General features: G+C 63.5%; 12 protein-coding genes. 9 read left to right on the forward strand and 3 right to left on the reverse strand.

Annotated elements, in window-relative coordinates; genetic code table 11:
• Nucleotides 1-2: 2 nt before the first annotated feature.
• The 3 genes from LOY53_RS08475 to LOY53_RS08485 all read right to left on the reverse strand — a co-directional run bounded on the left by LOY53_RS08475 (nucleotide 3) and on the right by LOY53_RS08485 (nucleotide 2,615).
• Nucleotides 3-458, reverse strand: coding sequence for an REP-associated tyrosine transposase (locus LOY53_RS08475; RefSeq protein ID WP_027596562.1), 456 nt, complete (start codon nucleotides 456-458; stop codon nucleotides 3-5).
• Nucleotides 459-646: 188 nt separating this feature from the next.
• Nucleotides 647-1,474 carry a phosphonoacetaldehyde hydrolase gene (gene phnX / locus LOY53_RS08480; protein WP_027596561.1) on the reverse strand — a complete coding sequence of 276 codons (828 nt, stop codon included), beginning with the start codon at nucleotides 1,472-1,474 and terminating at the stop codon, nucleotides 647-649.
• Nucleotides 1,475-1,508: 34 nt separating this feature from the next.
• Nucleotides 1,509-2,615, reverse strand: coding sequence for a 2-aminoethylphosphonate--pyruvate transaminase (locus LOY53_RS08485; RefSeq protein WP_252827245.1), 1,107 nt, complete (start codon nucleotides 2,613-2,615; stop codon nucleotides 1,509-1,511).
• 134 nt (nucleotides 2,616-2,749) lie between these two features.
• Here LOY53_RS08485 and LOY53_RS08490 point away from each other — a divergent pair, with 134 nt between their 5' ends.
• The 9 genes from LOY53_RS08490 to LOY53_RS08530 all read left to right on the forward strand — a co-directional run bounded on the left by LOY53_RS08490 (nucleotide 2,750) and on the right by LOY53_RS08530 (nucleotide 19,571).
• Nucleotides 2,750-3,613 carry a LysR substrate-binding domain-containing protein gene (locus LOY53_RS08490; RefSeq protein ID WP_258703857.1) on the forward strand — a complete coding sequence of 288 codons (864 nt, stop codon included), beginning with the start codon at nucleotides 2,750-2,752 and terminating at the stop codon, nucleotides 3,611-3,613.
• A 64-nt stretch (nucleotides 3,614-3,677) separates the two neighbouring features.
• Nucleotides 3,678-4,712 carry an AraC family transcriptional regulator gene (locus tag LOY53_RS08495; RefSeq protein WP_252827249.1) on the forward strand — a complete coding sequence of 345 codons (1,035 nt, stop codon included), beginning with the start codon at nucleotides 3,678-3,680 and terminating at the stop codon, nucleotides 4,710-4,712.
• 72 nt (nucleotides 4,713-4,784) lie between these two features.
• Entirely contained in the window at nucleotides 4,785-9,257 is a 4,473-nt protein-coding gene (locus LOY53_RS08500; protein WP_258703858.1) for an NEL-type E3 ubiquitin ligase domain-containing protein, read from the forward strand.
• Nucleotides 9,258-9,369: 112 nt separating this feature from the next.
• Entirely contained in the window at nucleotides 9,370-13,926 is a 4,557-nt protein-coding gene (locus LOY53_RS08505; protein WP_258703859.1) for an NEL-type E3 ubiquitin ligase domain-containing protein, read from the forward strand.
• An 89-nt stretch (nucleotides 13,927-14,015) separates the two neighbouring features.
• Nucleotides 14,016-15,662 carry an acyl-CoA synthetase gene (locus tag LOY53_RS08510; protein WP_258704164.1) on the forward strand — a complete coding sequence of 549 codons (1,647 nt, stop codon included), beginning with the start codon at nucleotides 14,016-14,018 and terminating at the stop codon, nucleotides 15,660-15,662.
• 12 nt (nucleotides 15,663-15,674) lie between these two features.
• Nucleotides 15,675-16,442 carry an SDR family NAD(P)-dependent oxidoreductase gene (locus LOY53_RS08515; protein ID WP_252827254.1) on the forward strand — a complete coding sequence of 256 codons (768 nt, stop codon included), beginning with the start codon at nucleotides 15,675-15,677 and terminating at the stop codon, nucleotides 16,440-16,442.
• Nucleotides 16,443-16,454: 12 nt separating this feature from the next.
• A complete protein-coding gene (locus LOY53_RS08520; protein WP_238216230.1) occupies nucleotides 16,455-17,648 on the forward strand; it encodes an acetyl-CoA C-acyltransferase in 1,194 nt (397 codons plus the stop codon).
• Nucleotides 17,649-17,656: 8 nt separating this feature from the next.
• Nucleotides 17,657-18,784, forward strand: coding sequence for an acyl-CoA dehydrogenase (locus LOY53_RS08525; RefSeq protein ID WP_252827255.1), 1,128 nt, complete (start codon nucleotides 17,657-17,659; stop codon nucleotides 18,782-18,784).
• A gap of 13 nt (nucleotides 18,785-18,797) precedes the next feature.
• Entirely contained in the window at nucleotides 18,798-19,571 is a 774-nt protein-coding gene (locus LOY53_RS08530) for an enoyl-CoA hydratase (RefSeq protein WP_099429973.1), read from the forward strand.
• Nucleotides 19,572-19,876: the final 305 nt, after the last annotated feature.

Genomic DNA, 19,876 nt, shown 5'->3' on the forward strand with positions numbered 1-19,876 from the left:
GATTACAGCCAGATCGCATCCCAGTGTGAGTAATCCCCAATTCGCTCTACCAAACCCGCCCGCTTAGGGTTCAAAACGATGTAACGTGCCACTGCCTGCACATTCTCCTCCCTTCGCAAGGCTCGATCATGAAAGCCTTTCTGCCAGAGCCGCCCACTGCGTCCTTGCAGTCTGTTGATCGCCAGCGTGCTACGAGACTTCACCCGGCGCATCAGGGTTTTCAGGCTCACCGGCCCCAGCTCAACCAGCCAATGAAAATGGTCAGGCATCACCACCCATGCCAGAGATTGAGCTGCGCCTTCGTCCTGCGCCTGGCGCAACTGAGCGACCAGCAAGCGGGCAGACTGAAGCTCATTCAGAAGCGGGGCTCTGTGTAGCGTTGTGCTGGTTAATAGGTATAACCGGTTGGGCTCTGAAAACCGACCGAGTCTCAATTGGCTAGAGCGAGGACTGTCCATGCTGCCTACTCCTGATGGTTTGCTCATCAGGCTAGTGATAGTGGGCTGTTGGTGCAGGCTGAATTGAGACCCAGTATTTCAAATTTAATGGACGCCGCTCCCATGGCCGCTGGCCTTGAACACTGCGCATTTTTTGTGGGAGCCGGCTTGCCGGCGATGGGCTGCAAGGCAGCCCCGTTTGGGTAGGGTCAGGATGCCTGCGGCATCTCGCCCTTGGCCAGGCGCCGGTTGATGTCGGCTATCACTTCGGGCAGCTCATTGATGGTGTCGATCAGGTAGTGCGGGCGGGAGCTGGCGAACAGCGCGTGAATGCGCGTGCGCTCGCGCTCCAGTTTCTCGGCACTCAATGCCCGGTAGCCTTCCCAGGTCAGCCCCAGGGCGTTGCCGGAGCACACCAGTGCCACCGTCCACATGCCGGCACGGCGGCCTTCGAGGATGCCCGGCACGGTGTCATCGACCTTCACGCAGGCGGCCACGTCATCGATGCCCAGGGCAATCACGTTGGCCAGGGCCTGGGCCGGCCAGGGGCGGCCGTTCGGGGTTTCGTCGGTGGCCACGACATGGTCGGCGACATAGCCGTTTTGGGCGGCCAGCTCCACCACCTTGTCCATCACCACCTTCGGGTAGCCCGAGCACGAGCCGATCTTCAGGCCGTCCTGGCGCAGGCCGGTGAGGGTGTCCAGGGCGCCGGGGATAAGCGCCGAGTGCACGGCGATCTTCTCGATCTGCAGCGGCATGAAGCGGTTGTAAATGGCCGTGACGTCATCGTCGGTGGGGGTGCGGCCGAACACCTTGCGGTAGCGTTCGGCGATTTCCGGCACGTTGCACAGGGTGCGGATGTGGTCCCACTTGCCCATGCCCATCGGGCCTCGGGCTTCTTCGATGGACACCTGGACGTCGAACTCGGCGAAGGCTTCGACGAAGATCTGGGTGGGGGCGAACGAGCCGAAATCGACCACGGTGCCGGCCCAGTCGAGGATGGCGGCTTGCAGTTGGGTAGGGTTGCTGTAGTTCATGTGCGCTATTTCCTGAATTGGGGTGGGCAAAGGGTCAGATGTCCAGCACTTCCATTTCCCGCAGCACCTCGGCCACGGCGTTGACCGCAGCCTGCATGCCGTCTGGCCCGACCACGCCGATGCAGCCGACGCGGAAGGTCTCGACCTGGGTCAGCTTGCCGGGGTAGAGGATGAAGCCCTTGGCCTTGACCCGCGCGTAGAAGTCTTTGAACTGGTAGCGGGCATCGTTCGGGGCATGGAAGGTGACGATGATCGGTGCCTGGATCTCGGCCGGCAGGAAGCTGCGCAAGCCGAGGGCGGCCATGCCGTCGAGCAGGGTTTTGCAGTTGTCGGCGTAGCGCTGGTGGCGCGCGGGTAGGCCACCTTCTTCGTTGTACTGCTGCAGCGCTTCATGCAGCGCCGCGACCACGTGGGTGGGCGGGGTGAAGCGCCACTGGCCGGTCTTGGCCATATAGGCGTGCTGGTCATGCAGGTCCATGGCCAGCGAGTGGGCGTTGCCTTCGGCAGTGGCCAGGGCGGTTTTTTCGGCGAAGACGAAGCCCATTCCCGGCACGCCTTCCAGGCATTTGCCCGAAGCGGCGATCAGTGCGTCGAAGGGGACCTCGCGGGCATCGATCGGCAGCGCGCCGAACGAGCTCATGGCGTCGATGATCAGGCGCTTGCCGTGGCGTTTGATCACCTGGGCGATCTCGGCCAGTGGGTTGAGGATGCCGGTGCTGGTTTCGCAGTGGATCAACGCCACGTGGGTGATGGCGGGGTCTGCGGCCAGCAGGCGGTCGACATCGGCGGCGGTGGTCGGTTGGTCTTCGGCGGTTTCGAAGGTGCTGTAGGTGCGGCCCAGCACGTTGCAGATTTTCGCCAGGCGTTGGCCATAGGCGCCGTTGATCAGTACCAGCACCTTGCCATTGCGGGGTACCAAGGTGCCGATGGCGGCTTCCACGGCGAAGGTGCCGCTGCCTTGCAGGGGGACGCAGTGGTGGCTGACGCTGCCGTCGATGATCGCCAGCAGTTGCTCGCAGACGCTGGCGGTGAGTTGGTTGAAGTCGTTGTCCCAGGAGCCCCAGTCCACCAGCATGGCTTGGCGGGTGCGCAGCGACGTGGTCAGGGGGCCGGGGGTCAGCAGGATGGGTGCGTTGCTCATTCCGTGGTTCCTCACAAGCGGCGGGTGGTCAGCCGAAAAATCTGGCGCTGAAACTACGTGGGCTAGGTTGCAATTGGCTAAGCTATCAATCAAATTGTTTGTTGTTATGCCAGCCATAAGTCAGGCCGATAGACATGAACCTGTTCCAGCTCCGCGCTTTCGATGCCGTCGCCCGCGAGGGCAGCTTCACCCGTGCTGCTGCGCGGCTGTTCATCAGCCAGCCGGCCGTGACCGGGCACGTCAAGGCGCTGGAGGAGCACTACCAGATCACCCTGCTCAGGCGCACGGCGCGGCGGGTGGAGCTGACCGAGGAGGGCACGCGGCTGGCGGCCATCACCCGGGCCATGTTTGGCCTGGCCGAAGAAGCCCAGGCGATGCTCGAAGCCAACCGGCAGTTGCTGACGGGGCGCCTTGAGGTGGCGGCGGACGGCCCGCACCGCGTGATGCCGATGCTCGCCCAGTTGCGCGAGCGCTACCCGGGGATCACCGTCAACCTGCGCTTGGGCAATGCCCAGGAAACCTTGGCCGCGCTGTTGTCCGAGCACGCCGATGTCGCGGTGCTGACCGAAATCGAACCGCGCAAGGGCTTGTACCTGCAAAGCCTGTGCGAGTCGCGGCTGTGCGCGTTGCTGCCAGCGGGGCATGCGTGGGCGAACGGTGAAGGCGACTTGCCGTTGACCGCGCTGAATCAGCAGATCATGGTGCTGCGCGAGCCCAGTTCGACCACCCGCCGTACGTTCGACAAAGCCTGTGCCGCTGCCGGGGTGCAGCCCCGTGTGCTGTTGGAGCTCGACAGCCGTGAAGCGGTGACCGAGGCGGTGGCGTCGGAACTGGGGGTGGGCGTGGTGTCGTCGACTGAGGTGGCCCACGACCCGCGGGTGGTGGCGCGGCCGCTGGCGGGAGACGGCCTGGTTAACCAGCACATGATCGGCTGCCTGGAGCGGCGCCGCGAACTGCGGTTGATCCAGGCGTTTCTGGGTTTGGCGGCCACCCTGTGAGGCAACGCTGGCGTTTTTCCTGCCCCGGCCTAAGATGGCCGGCATAGACCCACCTGGATGGCCGATGAGCGATAAAGACACCATCTCCATGCAACTGGTGCGTGAAGCCCTGTTGCAGACCTGCCCGGCCGGGCAGCCCGATGTCGGCGTGCTGCAGCGTGCTGGCATCGACCCGGCGCAGCTCGAGTTGCCCCAGGCACGCGTCTCTGCCGATGCCTATGCGCGGCTGTGGCGGCTGCTGGCGCGTCGCTGCAACGACGAGTTCTTCGCCATGGACCCGCGCGGGTTGCCGGTGGGCAGCCTGGCCTTTCTCACACGTGCAGCCATGGCGCAGCCTACTCTCGGGGCTGGCCTTGAAATTGCCATGGGCTTTCTGTCGCTGATGCTCGAAGACTTGCAGCCAAGCGTGGTGCGCCAGCAAAGCCTGGCCGAAATCGTCATCAACGAGCCGCGTGAGCACCCGCGCCGGGCCTTTACCTATTTCACCTTCTGGATGATCGTGCACGGCGTCGCTTGTTGGCTGGCGGGGCGGCGCATTCCGATTCTGGCCATCGACCTGCGCTGCGCCGAGCCGCCGTTCTGTGACGATTACCGGGTGATGTTCTCGGAAAACCTGCAGTTCGAACGCCCGCGCTCGCGCATCATCATCGCGGCCGACTGCCTGGACCTGCCGCTCAAGCGCACACCGCAGGAATTGCAGCGGTTCCTGGCCGAGGCGCCGGGCAACATCCTGGTCAAGTACCGCGACCCGGCCAGCCTGGCCCGGCGCATCCGTGGCCAACTGCTGGCCCTTGACCCGGCGCAGTGGCCGGATGCCGAAAGCCTTGCCCACGACTTGTGCCTGTCTGGCGCGACCCTGCGGCGGCGCTTGGCCGACGAGGGCCAGACTTATCAGCGGCTCAAGGACAGCGCCCGCCGTGAGCTGGCCATTGCCTGGCTGGCGCAAACGCAGCCGGCCCTGGGCGAAATCGCTGAGCGGCTGGGGTTTGCCGACAGCAGTTCGTTCTATAAGGCTTTTCGCAAGTGGTTTGGTTGTAACCCGGGGCACTACCGGGCGTTGATCCAGGCAGAAGGTCTCGGCGAAGCGCGAGGCGATTGAAGCGTTTCCAGCTGATGGGGAGGGCATGCAGGCACAAGCATGTACGGCCCATCGCCTACCACTGGAACCGCCATGCCCACGCCAACTGCCACTCAGCAATCGCCTGCCGTGCAAGCGAAGCTGTCGACTGCAACGGATGACTTCATCAAGGGCCAGTTACCCGACTGGCTGAAGCGCGCCACACCCGCACAGATCAATGCGCTGCGCAGCCTTTTCAGTGAGCACAAGAAAAGCCAGGAGCTACTGCACGACGCAATCGGTGGGTTGCTCCCGCTGCGGCAATTTGCCGAAACGCATTTTCAAACGCTGCTGCCGGACACCTTGCCCCCAGGCGTGCGACTGGCTGATTTGTCCTGGATCAAAGTGGCCAACGCAGCCCAGCCGGATCTGAACAGGTTTACCTACCCCCGCAAGTACAGCTACGAACCCGCGCTGGCCCGCTTGATGCAGGGCTTGCAAGCCGGTGCTGATTTTTTGTTGAGCAAGGGCCTGGGCTTTGAAGGCAGCACCACCCTGCTGGTGGAAGCCGATGAGGCGTTTATTGAACGCTGCCGGCAACTGGACGTGGGCAGGCGCTACCAGGATGAACTTGACCAGGTCTACAACCCGCAGAACCTGAACCTGCTTGCTGCGGACAAACGCAACGGCTTCAGCCTGGCCGTCGAGCTTGCTGCACTCAAAGGGGACCTTACCGTGTGGGAGCATGCAGCCCTGCGCGAGGTTGCGGCGTTTTCCCCGAACACCTACGGGCAGCCCAAACCGCACAGTGTCAGCACGCTCGAAATGCTCGGGCAAACGCTTTCCAATACCTTGCTGATCGAGCTGCGCACACCCGCCAACGTCAGCCGGTGCGTGCTGCTCTATCTGCCCGGGGATTCGCATAACGCCTTGCGCCGCTGCGGGTCGATGGCCGAGATGCAGCAGACGCTTGCCGTCGAGTTGCAGCAAGCGGGCTTTCGCCAGGCGCTGGCGCAACAGGTGAGCCTGAAGCAGCGTCCTGAGTTTACGCAGACACTCGGCTTGCGCTTGCAGGACACGCAGCCGGACCTGTCGCTGACACGGGGTGAGATGGTCGAAGACGCCTTTCTTACGCTGGCCAGGCTGCAGGTGCTACAGGCGAAGGCCGATGCCCGTTTGCTGCTGGTGCCCACCGTCGACGTCGACAAAGCGGCAACCGAACACAGCTTGCAGATGTGGAAGGCGCTGGGCATCGGCGTGGTCAACTTGGCCGGGCTGTTCGTGCCAGCAGTGGGCGCGTTGTTGTTGGGGCAACTGGTGGTACAGACCTTGTCCGAGGTGTTCGAGGGCGTCAGGGATTGGTCGCAGGGCCACCAGCATGAGGCGCTGCAGCATTTCCTCAGCGTCGCTGAGGTGGTGGCGCTCGCCGGCGCCACGGTTGCTGGGGTGGCGGTGGTGCGCAGTGTGTTCGTCGACAAGCTCGAACCCGTCGCGCTGGGCACGCAGCAGGCGCGGCTCTGGAACAATGACCTGGCCCCTTACGAAACAACCCCTGAAGACCGAAGCCTGCAGCCTGATGGCCTGTATGGCGCGGGCAAGCGCCGCTGGCTGCGGTTGCAGGCCCGCTATTACGAAGTGCATCGCCCTGTGGCCAACAGCTCTTGGTGCTTGCGCCATCCGCTGGACGACAGTGCCTATGGGCCGGCGCTGGTGCACAACGGCGAGCGCGGCTGGCGCTTGCAGCTCGACCAGCCACTGGCGTGGGACGACAGCGCCCGCATGCTCGATTGCCTGTGGCCACAGGACCCGCCCGTCGACAGGCAGATGGCCGAGCAGATCCTGAAGGTGGCCGGTATCGACCAGGATGAGCTGCGCGGTGTGCTGGTGGAGAACCGTCCGGCCCCCATCACCCTCGCCGACACGCTGCGCCGTTTTGCTGCGGATGCACGCATCGAGGCCTTCGCCCGCCACTTAAGCAACGAAACGCGCCTGCCCCGTGATGAAGAGCTGCTGACCTGGCTAAGCGCGCAGCGTGAAGTGGCAGGCCCCCAAGCCGGCCTGCGCGACAGGCTGCTGCAACAGCTACCTGGCATGCGTTGGCGTGCGTTCGAACATTTGGCCTATGCCCCGCGCTCTGCCGCATCGGTGGCCGGCCTGGTGTTGCGCGAGTTCCCTGGCCTGCCGAAGGGTTACATTCCTGAGGTATTGAAAGACTGCAGTGCAGTCGAATACGCCATTGCCCGTCGCGAGCAGCGCTTACCACTGCCACTGGCCAGCAAAGCGCGAGCGCTGCTGCGCGCCGCACGCCTGACCCGTGCCATCGAAGGTTTTTACCTGGCCAGTGCCAGTTGCAGCGAAACCGATGAGCTTGCCGTCGCTTTGCTGCGCAAGCTGCCAGCATGGCCCGCCGGGCTTGCGCTGGAGGTGCGCGAGGCGACACCGCAGGGCCGGCTGGTGGCCAGTTTTGTTCCAGAGGGCCAGGAAGCGGCGCGTGTTCAGTTGGTTCGCATCGATCGGTATTTCCACCTGTACGATGCGCAAGGGCAGGCCTTGGCACAGACCCCCCCGATGCCTGCCACGGTTTTCGAAGCCTTGGTCGCGGCGTTGTCGCCAGCCCAATTGCAAACACTCGGCCTTGAAGGGAATGACCCCGCCCTGGCCTTGCGAGAAAAGCTGCGAGCACAGTTACCAGCCTCACACCAGGATTGTGTGGCACTGCTTGGATGGACGCCGCAACAGCGCTGGTTCAACCCGGGCCAGCGCCTGGCTGATGGCCGCGTGGGCTATCTGCTCAGCGGCCGTGGTGCGCTGGTACAGACACCGCGGCAAACCTTGCTCACCGGCTTGCGCCGGCTTTTCCCGGGCCTGGACGGCAACCAGCTGAACCAGGAACTGGAGCACCTGCTGCAGGGCGAAGAGATGCCGTTTGCACGGCTGGCAGGTTTGCAGGATGACCATGAGCAATTGAATCGGGCGGTCAACCGTTGGGTATCCGCAGAGTTCAGCAACAACAGGCGGGCCAGTCGGCAGTTGATCGCCGATGGGCTGCTCCGTGCCTGGCGTGGACAAGGGGAGCGCCTGTCACTGGGCTTCGGTGAACTGGCCAGCCTGCCGGCACTGCCGGGGCATGTGCAATTTCGCTTCGTGATGTCGCTGGTCATTAACGACACCGCTATCAGTAGTGTGCCGAGTGACTTTCTGCACAGCTTCACCCACGTCAACTACCTGAACCTCAGTGGTAACCGGTTGTTGAGTGTTCCACCCGGGCTCAGCTACCTGCCCCAATTACGGACACTGCGGCTGTCGCGTAACTTGATTCGCCTGAATGCGTCGGCTGTCGAGACACTTGCCGGGCTGTCCGAACTGTCACGGCTGGACCTGAGCTACAACCCGTTAGGGGCGCTGCACTTGCGCTTCAATCGGCTGCAGCAGCTGGTGCACTTGAACGTGCGACATTGCCGGCTCGGTATCTGGCCGCAGTACATTGAGCTGTGCCAGAACCTGCAGGTGGTTGACCTGCGTGACAACCAGCTCAGCGCGGTGGCTGATGAAACACTGCAGATGCCGCAAGCCTTTCGTCAGGTGTTTCTGGTGGAGCGCAACCGCTTGAGCAACCGCCAAGTCATGGCCCTTTACGCGCCAGAGGTGATACCGGAGGTCCCGGAGACCGCAGTGGACCCCGCCTACGTGCGCGACCTGTGGCTTCAGGCCTCGCCTGAGTCACTGCAGGCCGAGCGGGGCTTGGCATGGGCAGCAATGGCGACGCATCGCAACAGCGACGCTTTCGTTCAATTGTTGGGGCAATTGGAGCATGCCTCGGATTACGAGCAGGCACGCTCGCATATCGCCGGGCAGGTGTGGTCCCTGCTGGAGCAGATGCAACGCGATGACACGCTGCGCGATGCCGTGTTCGAGCAGGCTGCTGATACACCCTCGGGCGAAAGGCGGGCAGTGGATGTGTTCAGCCGGATGCAACTGCATAGCTTGCAGGCACGTGCTGCGGCTAATGCCCATCGGCTCGAGCGCATCAACGAGCATATCGGCTTGGGGCTCAGCCTGTTCCGGTTGGACTTCCTGGCAGTGATTGCACGGGAGATGGCCGCACACGTGAATGAGCAGCGGGAAATCGCCCGGCTGGCTGACCCCGCGTTGATAGGCTTGGCGGATGTCGATGTCCGGGACATCGACATGCTGTATCGCGTCAGGCTGAGGGCGGCCCTGAGCCTGCCTGGCCAACCCCAAACCCTGCGTAATGCTGAGGCGCTGGGTGTCAGTGAGGCGTCGATAGAGGATGCCAGGCAACGTATCGCACGGGTGGGCGATATCGAGACGTTCGCCGAAGACTTGAGTCAGCGTGGCTTCTGGCAGCGCTACTTGCGTAGCCAGCACGCGGAAGATTTTCTCGCCTTGGAGCGTGCTCATGGTGAGCGTGTCCGCAGGTTCCACGCCGAGCAGGCAGACGCATCTGCGCCAGTGCGTGCGCAGGCCTTGGAGAACCTGGAAATCGAGCACGAGTCAGCCCTGCACCGGCACAGCGTGGCACTGACGCGCTTCGAGCTGAGGACCAACCTGGCCCGCCAGGGCTGACACCAGTTGCGCCATCAGCCCTTGAACGTGCCTGCGGGGGCGGTTTTCCGGGTTCAGGCAGGGGGTGGAGGGCCGCAGAGTTAGCGGCTCATCCACCACTGTGATCACCATCATGACCGAACCGACCCCAGACCTCCCGCGCCAACAGGCAACCGATGCGTTCATCGCGCAAACGCTGCCTGATTGGCTGAAAAACGCCGATCACGAACAGTTGCTGGCCCTGCGCAGCCGCTTCGACGCGCACATTCAGAGCCAACAGAAGATTCAGCAGGCGTTTGCCCGGCTGCAGTCGATCGATACGTTCGCCACGGCGTTGCTACAAGAGCGGTTGCGCGTCGCCATGGCACTGAATATCACGTTGGCCAAAGCGCAATGGCGAGAGCAGCGTTTCAAGAAAGTCGACGATGCGCCAGCTACGCAGTTCGAACCTTACTTCCTGCGCCAGCCGGCATTGCAAAGACTCATGCAGAACTTCAAGGCCGGTGAGTCGTTTTATCCAGATACTGGTTTGGTGTATCCGGACGATTCAGCGACGGGCGAGGTGGAGGAGGTGCTGACCACCTCGGGTGACACGCTGGTCGAGACCTGCCGGGCGCTGGATATTGGCAAGCAGTACCAGCAGCACCTCGACACGCTGCTCGATGCCGACTGCATGGCCCTGATTGCCGATGACAAGCACTTGCAACTGGCCTTGGCGATCGAAATCGCGATGTTGAAAGAACAGCTACCGGACGATGACCTGGCGATGTTGCGGCGAATCTTGCAAGGCAAGCCACCGACACACGCCCGCAGCAACCGCGCCTATGTGGGGGCGTTGACCGTGCTCGGCTGCCGGGTAGAGGGCGCCATGGCATTCGAGCGTATGGATATTGCCCCCTTGTTCGGCTCTGGGTCTTCAACCGTGGTGACCGGTGTCATCCTGTATCTGCCAGGCGATCCTGAACAGTCGCTACGTGCCTATGGCACTTGGCGCGAGGCCAGCATGGACCTTGGCAGGCGTTTGCGCGAGCCCGGCTATCAGCGGACATTTAGCCAGCGCATCGCCTTAGCCGACCGCCCTGAGTACCTCACCACCTTGAGCAAACGCCTGGCCGATAAGAAGACCGATGCCCAGTGCGGCTGCGAAGAGATCCATGAGGCGTTGTTCGCGACCTTGGCAGCTCAGCAGGTGCAGCGTATTCGCGACAACGCGGGGTTTATCGCGGTGCCCACCGCGCAGGTCGATGCCCGGGTCAGCGCCCAACGCCTGAAAACGCTGGAAGCGATAGGGATGGGCCTGCTCAACCTGGCCGGCCTGTTTGTACCTGTGATCGGTGAGGTGCTGGCGGCCGACATGATCGGCCAGACGCTGAAGGAGGTGTGCGAGGGGGTCGAGGACTGGCATCAGGGGCATCGCCATGAAGCCATCGAACACCTGCTGGGCGTGGCCGAAACGCTGGCGGTCGGCGCTGCCTTGGCTGGCGGTACAGCCGTGGTCGCCCGAGGCTTCACCCGCAGCGCGCAGGTCGATCAATTGTTGCCGGTACTCAACGATGGCGGAGCGCCGCGACTTTGGAACGGGGATATCAGCCATTTCGAAGACAAGGCGCCGCCCGCCGACCTGCAGGCCCTGGACAACGGCTTGCTCGCCAAGGGGGACGGGCGCTGGTGGCGCGATGGCGACACCTACTACCCAGTCAGGCCGGTGCCTGGGCGCAGTGCCTGGCAGCTGTGCCACCCGCAACGTGAGGCAAGCTTTGGCCCAGTACTGGAATTCAACGGCGAGCGCAGCTGGCGCTTGCCGACCGAGCGACCCCTGGCATGGCAAGGGGAGGGGCTGCTGTTGGGGCGCCTTTGGCCGCCGGCGGCAGCGCTGAGCGAGCAACGTATCGGGCAGATCCTCAAGGTGGCCGATGTCGACCAGGAACACCTGCGCGGGCTGTTGGTGGAGGCGCGGCCGTTACCGGTGGCGTTGCGTGACACGGTTGAACGGTTTGCCGTTGAGGCGCGCATCGAGGTGTTCTTCACACAATTGGCCGAAGGCCAACCCGCAGATGCCCCACTGTGGCAGTGGTGCATGGACAGCTTGCGCATCGAAGCGTTGTCTTTGGAGGAGCAACGCCTGGAACTGCTGGATGACGCGGCAGATTTGAGGGAGCAACTGCTGGAACATTTTTCGCGCCAATACCTGGCAACAGACCCTTTGTTGCCGTTGATCCGGCGAGACTTCAACGGCCTGCCTGACGCCTACGCGCTCGATGTGCTCAAGTCGGCAACCGACACCGAGCGCCAGTGGATGCTGAGGGAGGACCGCATCCCCTTACCGGTTGCCGAAAAGGCCCGTGAGCATTTGCAACTGGCGCGGCTGACGCGCATGCGTGAAGGCCTGTACCTCAAGGGTAGCTATCACCCCGACACGATCAAACTGGTGTTTGCGCTGTTGCGCCAACAGGCCAACCTGACCGGGGCGGTCGACTTGCAATTGCGCGAAGGCTCAGATGTCGGCCGGTTATTGGCGCAGTTGCAGCCGGACAAGGGCTCGGAATATGTCACCACGGTGTTGGTGAAGTGCCCTGGCGGGTTCAAGTGCTATGACGCGCAGGGGCGTGAAGTGGATATCGACCGGCGCGACCCCGTCGATATCGCCGACGTGTTGGCCAGGCACCTGGCCCCTGGTGATCTTGCTCGCCTGACCTGGGATGGCAGCCAGGCCCCTGAGCAAATCCGCAATGCGCTGCGTAGCTGGTTGCCTCGCGAGCGTCAGGCGCTGGCCGACCTCATCGGGTTGCGCGAGATCAAGCCTACGCGCAGCCCTTTGCGAAGGCTTGCCGATGGGCGAGTCGGTTACCTGCTCAACGGGCGTGATGAACTGCCTGATTCGCTCCGGCGTGACCTGGCCGGTGCGGTGGGGGATTTGTTCCCATCCTTCCGCACACTGGAAGTGGACCGCTACGTGTCGGTATTGCTCGAATCGCCGGAGACCGCGTATGCCGCGATGATCCGGCTGTACAGGGAATATATGGGAATGGACCAGGCTCTGCATGCCTGGATGTTGGACGTACCGCCCGGCAACGTGCGTGGCGCGCGTCATCATGTGGCCAGCATGTTGCGCCGCAGTTGGCGCCTGGAAGGGCTGCGCATCGATGCCCAAGGCGCGAGTCGGGAGTATCGGCGCTTGAGCCTGGTCGGGATTGAGGTCGGGAGCTTGCCCACATTGCCTGTCGGCACGCAGTTCGGTCATGTCACCGACCTGGGTTTGATCGGCCTGCGCCTGCAGACGCTACCCCAAGGTTTTCTGCGCTGCTTCACGGGGTTGCGCTTGCTCAACCTCAGCAACAATGCCCTGGCTACGTTGCCAGCGGAGATCGCCGAGCTGAACCTGCTGAGCAGCCTGCGTGTGTCACACAACCGCATCCGCATGACCGAGGCGTTAGCGACCAGCCTGAGCGGGTTGTCGCAGCTGGATACGCTGGACCTGAGCTTCAACCGCTTGGGCAGCGTCAGCCTGCATTTGGGTGAGTTGACGCACCTCAGGGTGCTGAACATGCGGCGGACCAACCTGCAGACCGTACCCGTCGGGCTTGAGCGTTGTGTACAGCTGGAGTCGGCCAACCTGCGTGACAACCACATCGCCCACGTGCGGCAAAGCATGTTCGCCATGCCCTTGCAGCGTCGTCGCGCGGTACTGCTGGAGAACAACCCGCTGGCACTGGCCGAGCGTGAACGTTTTCATGCCGTCAATCCATTGCCGGCCCTACCGCCTGAGCCTGCCGAGAACTTTGCGCAAGCCCGGGCGCAATGGCTGGAGCAGTTGGATGAGCCCGCCAGGGCTGGCCGCGAGCTGCAGTGGAATGCATTGCAGGCCCTCGATGAAAGTTCTGAGTTTTTCAGTTTGCTGAGGGCGTTGACCCTGACCAGCGACTTCCGGCGCGAACCCCTGGACCTGGCGCGCCGGGTATGGACGGTGATCGCGGCGGCCAGCGAGGATGCAGCCTTGCGTGATGAGCTGTTTGAAACGGCCTCTTCACGTGGCTGTGTGGACAGCGTGATCTCGTGTTTCAGTGCGCAGGAGGTGGGCGTCATGGTGGCGCAGGCGATCCGCGCCGAAGGGGCTCCGGCGCAGCAAGGCGCCTTGCTTGAACTGGCAACAGGCTTGTTCCGTCTGGATCAAGTCGAGGCCCAGGCACGTTTGGATATCGAGCGACGCGTGGCGCTGGAGGAGGACAGGTTGCGCGGCGCCGGGTTGGCCGAGGCTGATGCGGCACAGCGCGCCCGTGACAGCGTGGATGAGATTGAGGTCAGCTTGGCTTACCGAATTGGCCTGGCGCGTGTGTTGAACCTTCCGGGTCAGCCAAAAACCATGCAGTTCGAGGCACTGGGTGGCGTCAATCAGCAGCAGCTCGACAATGCCGCGGCTTCAGTGCGCTGGGCGGAAAGTACCGATGCACTGGTGAATTTCATCAGTGATCGGGATTTCTGGGTCAAATACCTGCGGGCACGCCATGCCGATGAATTCGTCCAGATCAGGCAACCGTTCGATGAACAAATGGAGGCAGAAAGCCCGCTTGATGAGGCACGTGGGATGCAGATCCAGCATGCCTATCTTGAGGCTGAACGCCGGCTGATCCTGCGCTCGACGCGCAAGGCCCTGAGCGAACAGGCCTCAGGCCAAACCGCTCATCACGATTGAGCAATTAGGCCATTGCCGAGCGGCAGGTGTAGCGACACCATCGTCAGATAACGGGTGCACTCCAACAATAAAAAGCCAGGAGTCTGATGATGCGTAACTACGCCGAGGCCGCTCGTGCCTTCGACCATGCCCAGGCCGCCGCTGATGCCCTGCAGGGCGATCTGTCTGCGCTCAACGCCTGCGTCGAATGCTGCGACCGCCATGTGGGCCGCGACAAGCTCGCGCTGCTGTGGGTGAACCGTGACGGCGAAAGCCAGCCGTTCACATTCGATACGCTGTGCGAGCAGGCCGCGCGCTTTGCCAACGTGCTCAAGGCCCAGGGTGTAAAAGCGGGAGACCGCGTTGCCGGCCTGATGCCGCGTACCCCGCAGTTGCTGGTGATCATCCTTGCCACGTGGCGCCTGGGTGCTGTCTATCAGCCGCTGTTTACTGCGTTCGGGCCCAAGGCCATCGAGCATCGCCTGGAGCAATCCGGGGCCAAGGTGGTGGTCACCGACAGCCAGAACCGCGCCAAGCTGGATGAGGTGTCCGGTTGCCCAACGATCATCAGCGTGCAGGCCCGCGCCGGTGAGCTGGACTTCCAGCAGAGCCTGGACAATGCTGCCGAGCACTGCCCGCCGGTCATGCGCACGGGCGACGACCCTTTCCTGTTGATGTTCACTTCCGGCACCACGGGCCCGGCCAAGCCTCTTGAAGTGCCGCTGCGCGCAATCGTCGCCTTCCAGGGTTATATGCGCGACGCCATCGACTTGCGGCCGGAAGACAACTTCTGGAACCTGGCCGACCCGGGCTGGGCCTATGGGCTTTACTACGCCGTCACCGGCCCGCTGGCGCTGGGCCATGCCACGACGTTCTATGATGGCCCGTTCAGCGTTGAAAGCTGCGCGCGGATCATCGACCAGTTCGGCATCACCAACCTGGCCGGTTCGCCAACCGCTTACCGCCTGTTGATCGCGGCAGGCAGCGAATTTTCGGCACCGATCAAAGGCCGCCTGCGGGTGGTCAGCAGCGCCGGCGAACCGCTCAACCCAGAGGTGATCCGCTGGTTCGCCGACGAGCTTGGGGTAACCATTCACGACCATTATGGGCAGACCGAACTGGGCATGGTCTTGTGCAATCACCATGGCCTGGAGCACCCGGTGCACCTGGGGTCTGCCGGCTTCGCCATCCCCGGGCACCGCATCGTCGTGCTGGACGAGCAGGGCGCGGAGCTGCCGCCTGGCCAGCCCGGCATCCTCGCCGTGGACCGCGAGCAGTCGCCGTTGTGCTGGTTTGGTGGCTACCACGGCGTGCCGACCAAAGCCTTCGTCGGCAAGTATTACCTCAGCGGCGATACGGTCGAACTCAATGCCGATGGCAGCATCAGCTTCGTGGGCCGCAGCGACGACGTGATCACCACCTCTGGCTACCGGGTTGGCCCTTTCGACGTGGAGAGCGCGCTGATCGAGCACCCGGCAGTGGTCGAGGCGGCGGTGGTCGGCAAGCCCGACCCTGAACGCACTGAGCTGATCAAAGCGTTCGTGGTCCTGGCCAAAGGCGTGGAGGGCACCCCTGAGCTGGAAGAAACCCTGCGCCAGCATGTGCGCAAGCGTTTGTACGCCCATGCCTACCCGCGCGAAATCGAATTCGTCAGCGAGCTGCCCAAGACCCCGAGCGGCAAGCTGCAACGCTTCATCCTGCGTAACCAGGAAATCGCCAAACAACAGGCGCAACTGGCCGCTCACGCCAGTGCCTAAAGGAACGACACCATGCAAATAGCCAACAAACACTTTATCGTCAGTGGCGCCGCATCCGGGCTGGGTGCGGCTACCGCACAGATGCTGATCGAGGCCGGTGCCAAGGTCATGCTGGTCGACCTCAATGCCCAGGCGGTCGAGGCTAAGGCGCGTGAACTGGGCGACAACGCCCGCTTCGCGGTCGCCGACATCAGCGACGAGCAGGCCGCCAAGGCTGCCGTCGACGCCGCCGTCAGCGCGTTTGGCAGCCTGCATGGGCTGGTCAACTGCGCCGGTATCGTCGGCGCCGAGAAAGTCCTGGGCAAACAAGGCCCGCATGGCCTGGCCAGTTTCGCCAAGGTCATCAACGTCAACCTGATCGGCAGCTTCAACCTGCTGCGCTTGACTGCAGCAGCGATGGCCGAGGGGCCGGCGGATGAGCATGGCGAGCGCGGGGTGATCATCAATACCGCCTCTATCGCTGCCTATGATGGGCAGATCGGCCAGGCCGCCTACGCGGCCTCCAAGGGCGCCATCGCCAGCCTCACACTGCCAACGGCTCGTGAGCTGGCGCGTTTCGGTATCCGCGTGATGACCATTGCCCCGGGCATTTTCGAAACCCCGATGATGGCCGGCATGACCCAGGAAGTGCGTGACTCGTTGGCCGCCGGAGTGCCGTTCCCGCCGCGCCTGGGTCGCCCTCAGGAATACGCGGCACTGGCCCGCCACATCATCGAAAACAGCATGCTCAACGGCGAGGTGATCCGCCTCGACGGCGCACTGCGCATGGCTGCCAAGTAAGGAGTGATGAACATGACCCTCGCCAACGACCCGATTGTCATTGTCAGCGCCGTGCGCACGCCCATGGGCGGCCTGCAGGGCGACCTCAAGAGCCTCACCGCACCACAGCTGGGTGCCGCAGCGATCCGCGCCGCCGTCGAGCGCGCCGGCATCGAGGCCACCAGCGTCGAACAGGTACTGTTCGGTTGCGTGCTGCCGGCAGGCCTGGGCCAGGCCCCCGCGCGCCAGGCAGCGCTGGGCGCCGGCTTGGACAAACACACCACCTGCACCACCCTCAACAAGATGTGTGGCTCGGGCATGCAGGCCGCGATCATGGCCCATGACCTGCTGCTGGCCGGCAGCGCCGATGTGGTGGTGGCGGGCGGTATGGAGAGCATGACCAACGCGCCCTACCTGCTGGACAAGGCCCGGGGTGGCTACCGCATGGGCCATGGCAAGATCATCGACCATATGTTCATGGATGGCCTCGAAGACGCCTACGACAAGGGCCGTTTGATGGGCACCTTCGCCGAGGATTGCGCACAGGCTGGCGCCTTCAGTCGCGAAGCCCAGGATGCCTTTGCCATCAGCTCGCTGACCCGCGCCCAGGACGCCATCAAGCAGGGCCGTTTCAGCGCCGAGATCGTTCCGGTGGAAGTCACCGAGGGCAAGGAAAAACGCGTCATCAAGGATGACGAGCAACCGCCCAAGGCGCGCCTGGACAAGATCCCGCAGCTTAAACCGGCCTTCCGTGAAGGCGGTACGGTGACGGCCGCCAACGCCAGCTCGATTTCCGACGGCGCTGCTGCGCTGGTGCTGATGCGCCGCAGCGAAGCCGAAAAGCGCGGCTTGAAACCTTTGGCCGTGATCCATGGCCACGCCGCCTTTGCCGATGCGCCCGCGCTGTTCCCCACCGCGCCAATCGGGGCCATCGACAAACTGATGAAGCGCACCGGCTGGAACCTGGCCGAGGTGGACCTGTTCGAGATCAACGAAGCGTTTGCCGTGGTCACCCTGGCGGCCATGAAACACCTCGACCTGCCACACGACAAGGTCAATATCCATGGCGGTGCCTGCGCCTTGGGCCACCCGATCGGCGCCTCAGGCGCGCGCATCCTGGTGACCTTGCTGTCGGCCCTGCGCCAGAACAACCTGCGCCGCGGCGTGGCGGCTATCTGCATCGGCGGTGGCGAGGCCACGGCCATGGCCGTCGAATGCTTGTATTGAGGTGAACCATGTTGGTAACTGACGAGCAACAACAAATCGCCGACGCCGTGCGTGACTTTGCCCAGGAGCGCCTGCGCCCGTTCGCCGAACAGTGGGACAAGGCCCACCGCTTCCCGCGGGAAGCCATCGACGAGATGGCTGCCCTGGGCCTGTTCGGCATGCTGGTGCCGGAACAGTACGGCGGCAGTGATACGGGCTATGTGGCGTACGCCATGGCCCTGGAAGAAATTGCCGCAGGCGATGGTGCCTGTTCGACCATCATGAGCGTGCACAACTCGGTGGGCTGCGTGCCCATCCTGAAGTTCGGCACCGAGCAGCAGAAGCAGCAGTTTCTGGCCCCGCTGGCCAGCGGCGCGATGATCGGCGCCTTCGCCCTCACCGAGCCCCAGGCCGGCTCCGATGCCAGCAGCCTGAAGACCCGCGCGCGCCTGGACGGTGACCACTACGTACTCAACGGCAGCAAGCAGTTCATCACCTCCGGGCAAAATGCCGGCGTGGTCATCGTTTTCGCAGTCACCGATCCGGAGGCGGGCAAGCGTGGCATCACAGCGTTCATCGTGCCGACCGATTTGCCGGGCTACCAGGTTGCCAGGGTCGAGGACAAACTCGGCCAGCATGCCTCAGACACCTGCCAGATCGTCTTCGACAACGTGCGGGTGCCGGTCGCCAATCGCCTGGGTGAAGAGGGGCAGGGTTACAAGATCGCCCTGGCCAACCTTGAAGGGGGCCGCATCGGCATTGCGTCGCAGTCGGTCGGTATGGCCCGGGCGGCCTTCGAGGTGGCCCGCGACTATGCCAAGGAGCGGCAGAGTTTCGGCAAGCCGTTGATCGAGCACCAGGCCGTGGCCTTCCGCCTGGCCGACATGGCCACGCGCATCGCTGTGGCCCGGCAGATGGTACTGCACGCCGCGGCCTTGCGTGATGCCGGGCGGCCGGCCTTGACGGAGGCGTCGATGGCCAAGCTGTTTGCCTCGGAAATGGCCGAAAAGGTCTGTTCGGACGCCTTGCAGACCCTGGGCGGTTATGGCTATCTGAGTGACTTCCCGCTGGAGCGGATCTACCGCGACGTTCGGGTCTGCCAGATTTACGAAGGCACCAGCGACATTCAGCGCATGGTCATTGCGCGCAATCTTTGAAGGAGCAGTCTGCATGGCATTCGAAACCATCCTGTTGGACATCCATGGCAAGGTCGGCCTGATCACCCTCAACCGGCCGCAGGCGCTCAATGCGCTCAATGCGCAGATCGTCGGCGAGATCAACCAGGCCCTGGACCAGCTCGAGCGTGACCCGAACATCGGCTGCGTGGTGCTGACCGGCTCGGCCAAGGCCTTTGCCGCAGGTGCCGATATCAAGGAAATGGCCGATCTCCAGTACCCTCAGATCTACGTTGACGACCTGTTCAGTGACGCAGACCGGATTGCCAATCGGCGTAAACCGATCATTGCGGCGGTGTCGGGGTTTGCCCTGGGCGGTGGGTGTGAGCTGGCGATGATGTGCGACTTCATTCTGGCAGCGGACAATGCCCGGTTTGGCCAGCCTGAGATCAACCTTGGCGTGTTGCCGGGCATGGGCGGCACGCAGCGGCTGACCCGCGCGGTGGGCAAGGCCAAGGCCATGGAGCTGTGCCTGACGGGGCGCTTGATGGGCGCCGAGGAGGCCGAACGTGCCGGGCTGGTGGCGCGTGTGGTACCGCAGGCTGAGCTGGTCGAAGAAGCCCTGAAGGTGGCGGCCACCATCGCCAGCAAGTCGATCCCAGTGAGCATGATGGTCAAGGAAAGTGTCAACCGGGCCTTTGAAGTAACCTTGAGTGAGGGGGTGCGTTTCGAGCGTCGGGTGTTCCATGCGGCCTTTGCCACTGAAGACCAGAAGGAAGGCATGAGCGCCTTTATCGCCAAGCGCGAGGCTCAGTTCAAGGATCGTTGATCCCACCTTCACAGGCGTGACTGGCCCGAAATAGATCTAGGAGCAGCCTTGTGCTGCGAAGCGCCGCGCGAGCGGCGCTCTATCTCATGGCCGCTGCATAACCCAAGGCAGCCACCTGTCAGCCCAGACGCGCCTGTACCCCCTGCCACACGAGCACCGACCAGCGGATTCTGGTCAATCGAATCAAATTCGCCTCCGATTGCAGTTGCTCCACGCGACGTGGCGCCTTAGACTGCCGCCCCCTGTAAAAGAGTGCCGGTTGGCGCTTGAAGAATTCCGCTGCCGATGCACTGGCGTCGGCGGCA

Origin of the sequence: Pseudomonas sp. B21-031 (genome assembly GCF_024748985.1) — a bacterium.
In the GTDB taxonomy this organism is placed as follows: Bacteria; Pseudomonadota; Gammaproteobacteria; order Pseudomonadales; family Pseudomonadaceae; genus Aquipseudomonas; species Aquipseudomonas kermanshahensis.

What these genes read in the sequence shown, in the direction of transcription:
- LOY53_RS08475 (WP_027596562.1), bottom strand. Translation starts at nt 458, where the DNA reads ATGGACAGTCCTCGCTCTAGCCAATTGAGACTCGGTCGGTTTTCAGAG.
- phnX (WP_027596561.1), bottom strand. Translation starts at nt 1,474, where the DNA reads ATGAACTACAGCAACCCTACCCAACTGCAAGCCGCCATCCTCGACTGG.
- LOY53_RS08485 (WP_252827245.1), bottom strand. Translation starts at nt 2,615, where the DNA reads ATGAGCAACGCACCCATCCTGCTGACCCCCGGCCCCCTGACCACGTCG.
- LOY53_RS08490 (WP_258703857.1), top strand. Translation starts at nt 2,750, where the DNA reads ATGAACCTGTTCCAGCTCCGCGCTTTCGATGCCGTCGCCCGCGAGGGC.
- LOY53_RS08495 (WP_252827249.1), top strand. Translation starts at nt 3,678, where the DNA reads ATGAGCGATAAAGACACCATCTCCATGCAACTGGTGCGTGAAGCCCTG.
- LOY53_RS08500 (WP_258703858.1), top strand. Translation starts at nt 4,785, where the DNA reads ATGCCCACGCCAACTGCCACTCAGCAATCGCCTGCCGTGCAAGCGAAG.
- LOY53_RS08505 (WP_258703859.1), top strand. Translation starts at nt 9,370, where the DNA reads ATGACCGAACCGACCCCAGACCTCCCGCGCCAACAGGCAACCGATGCG.
- LOY53_RS08510 (WP_258704164.1), top strand. Translation starts at nt 14,016, where the DNA reads ATGCGTAACTACGCCGAGGCCGCTCGTGCCTTCGACCATGCCCAGGCC.
- LOY53_RS08515 (WP_252827254.1), top strand. Translation starts at nt 15,675, where the DNA reads ATGCAAATAGCCAACAAACACTTTATCGTCAGTGGCGCCGCATCCGGG.
- LOY53_RS08520 (WP_238216230.1), top strand. Translation starts at nt 16,455, where the DNA reads ATGACCCTCGCCAACGACCCGATTGTCATTGTCAGCGCCGTGCGCACG.
- LOY53_RS08525 (WP_252827255.1), top strand. Translation starts at nt 17,657, where the DNA reads ATGTTGGTAACTGACGAGCAACAACAAATCGCCGACGCCGTGCGTGAC.
- LOY53_RS08530 (WP_099429973.1), top strand. Translation starts at nt 18,798, where the DNA reads ATGGCATTCGAAACCATCCTGTTGGACATCCATGGCAAGGTCGGCCTG.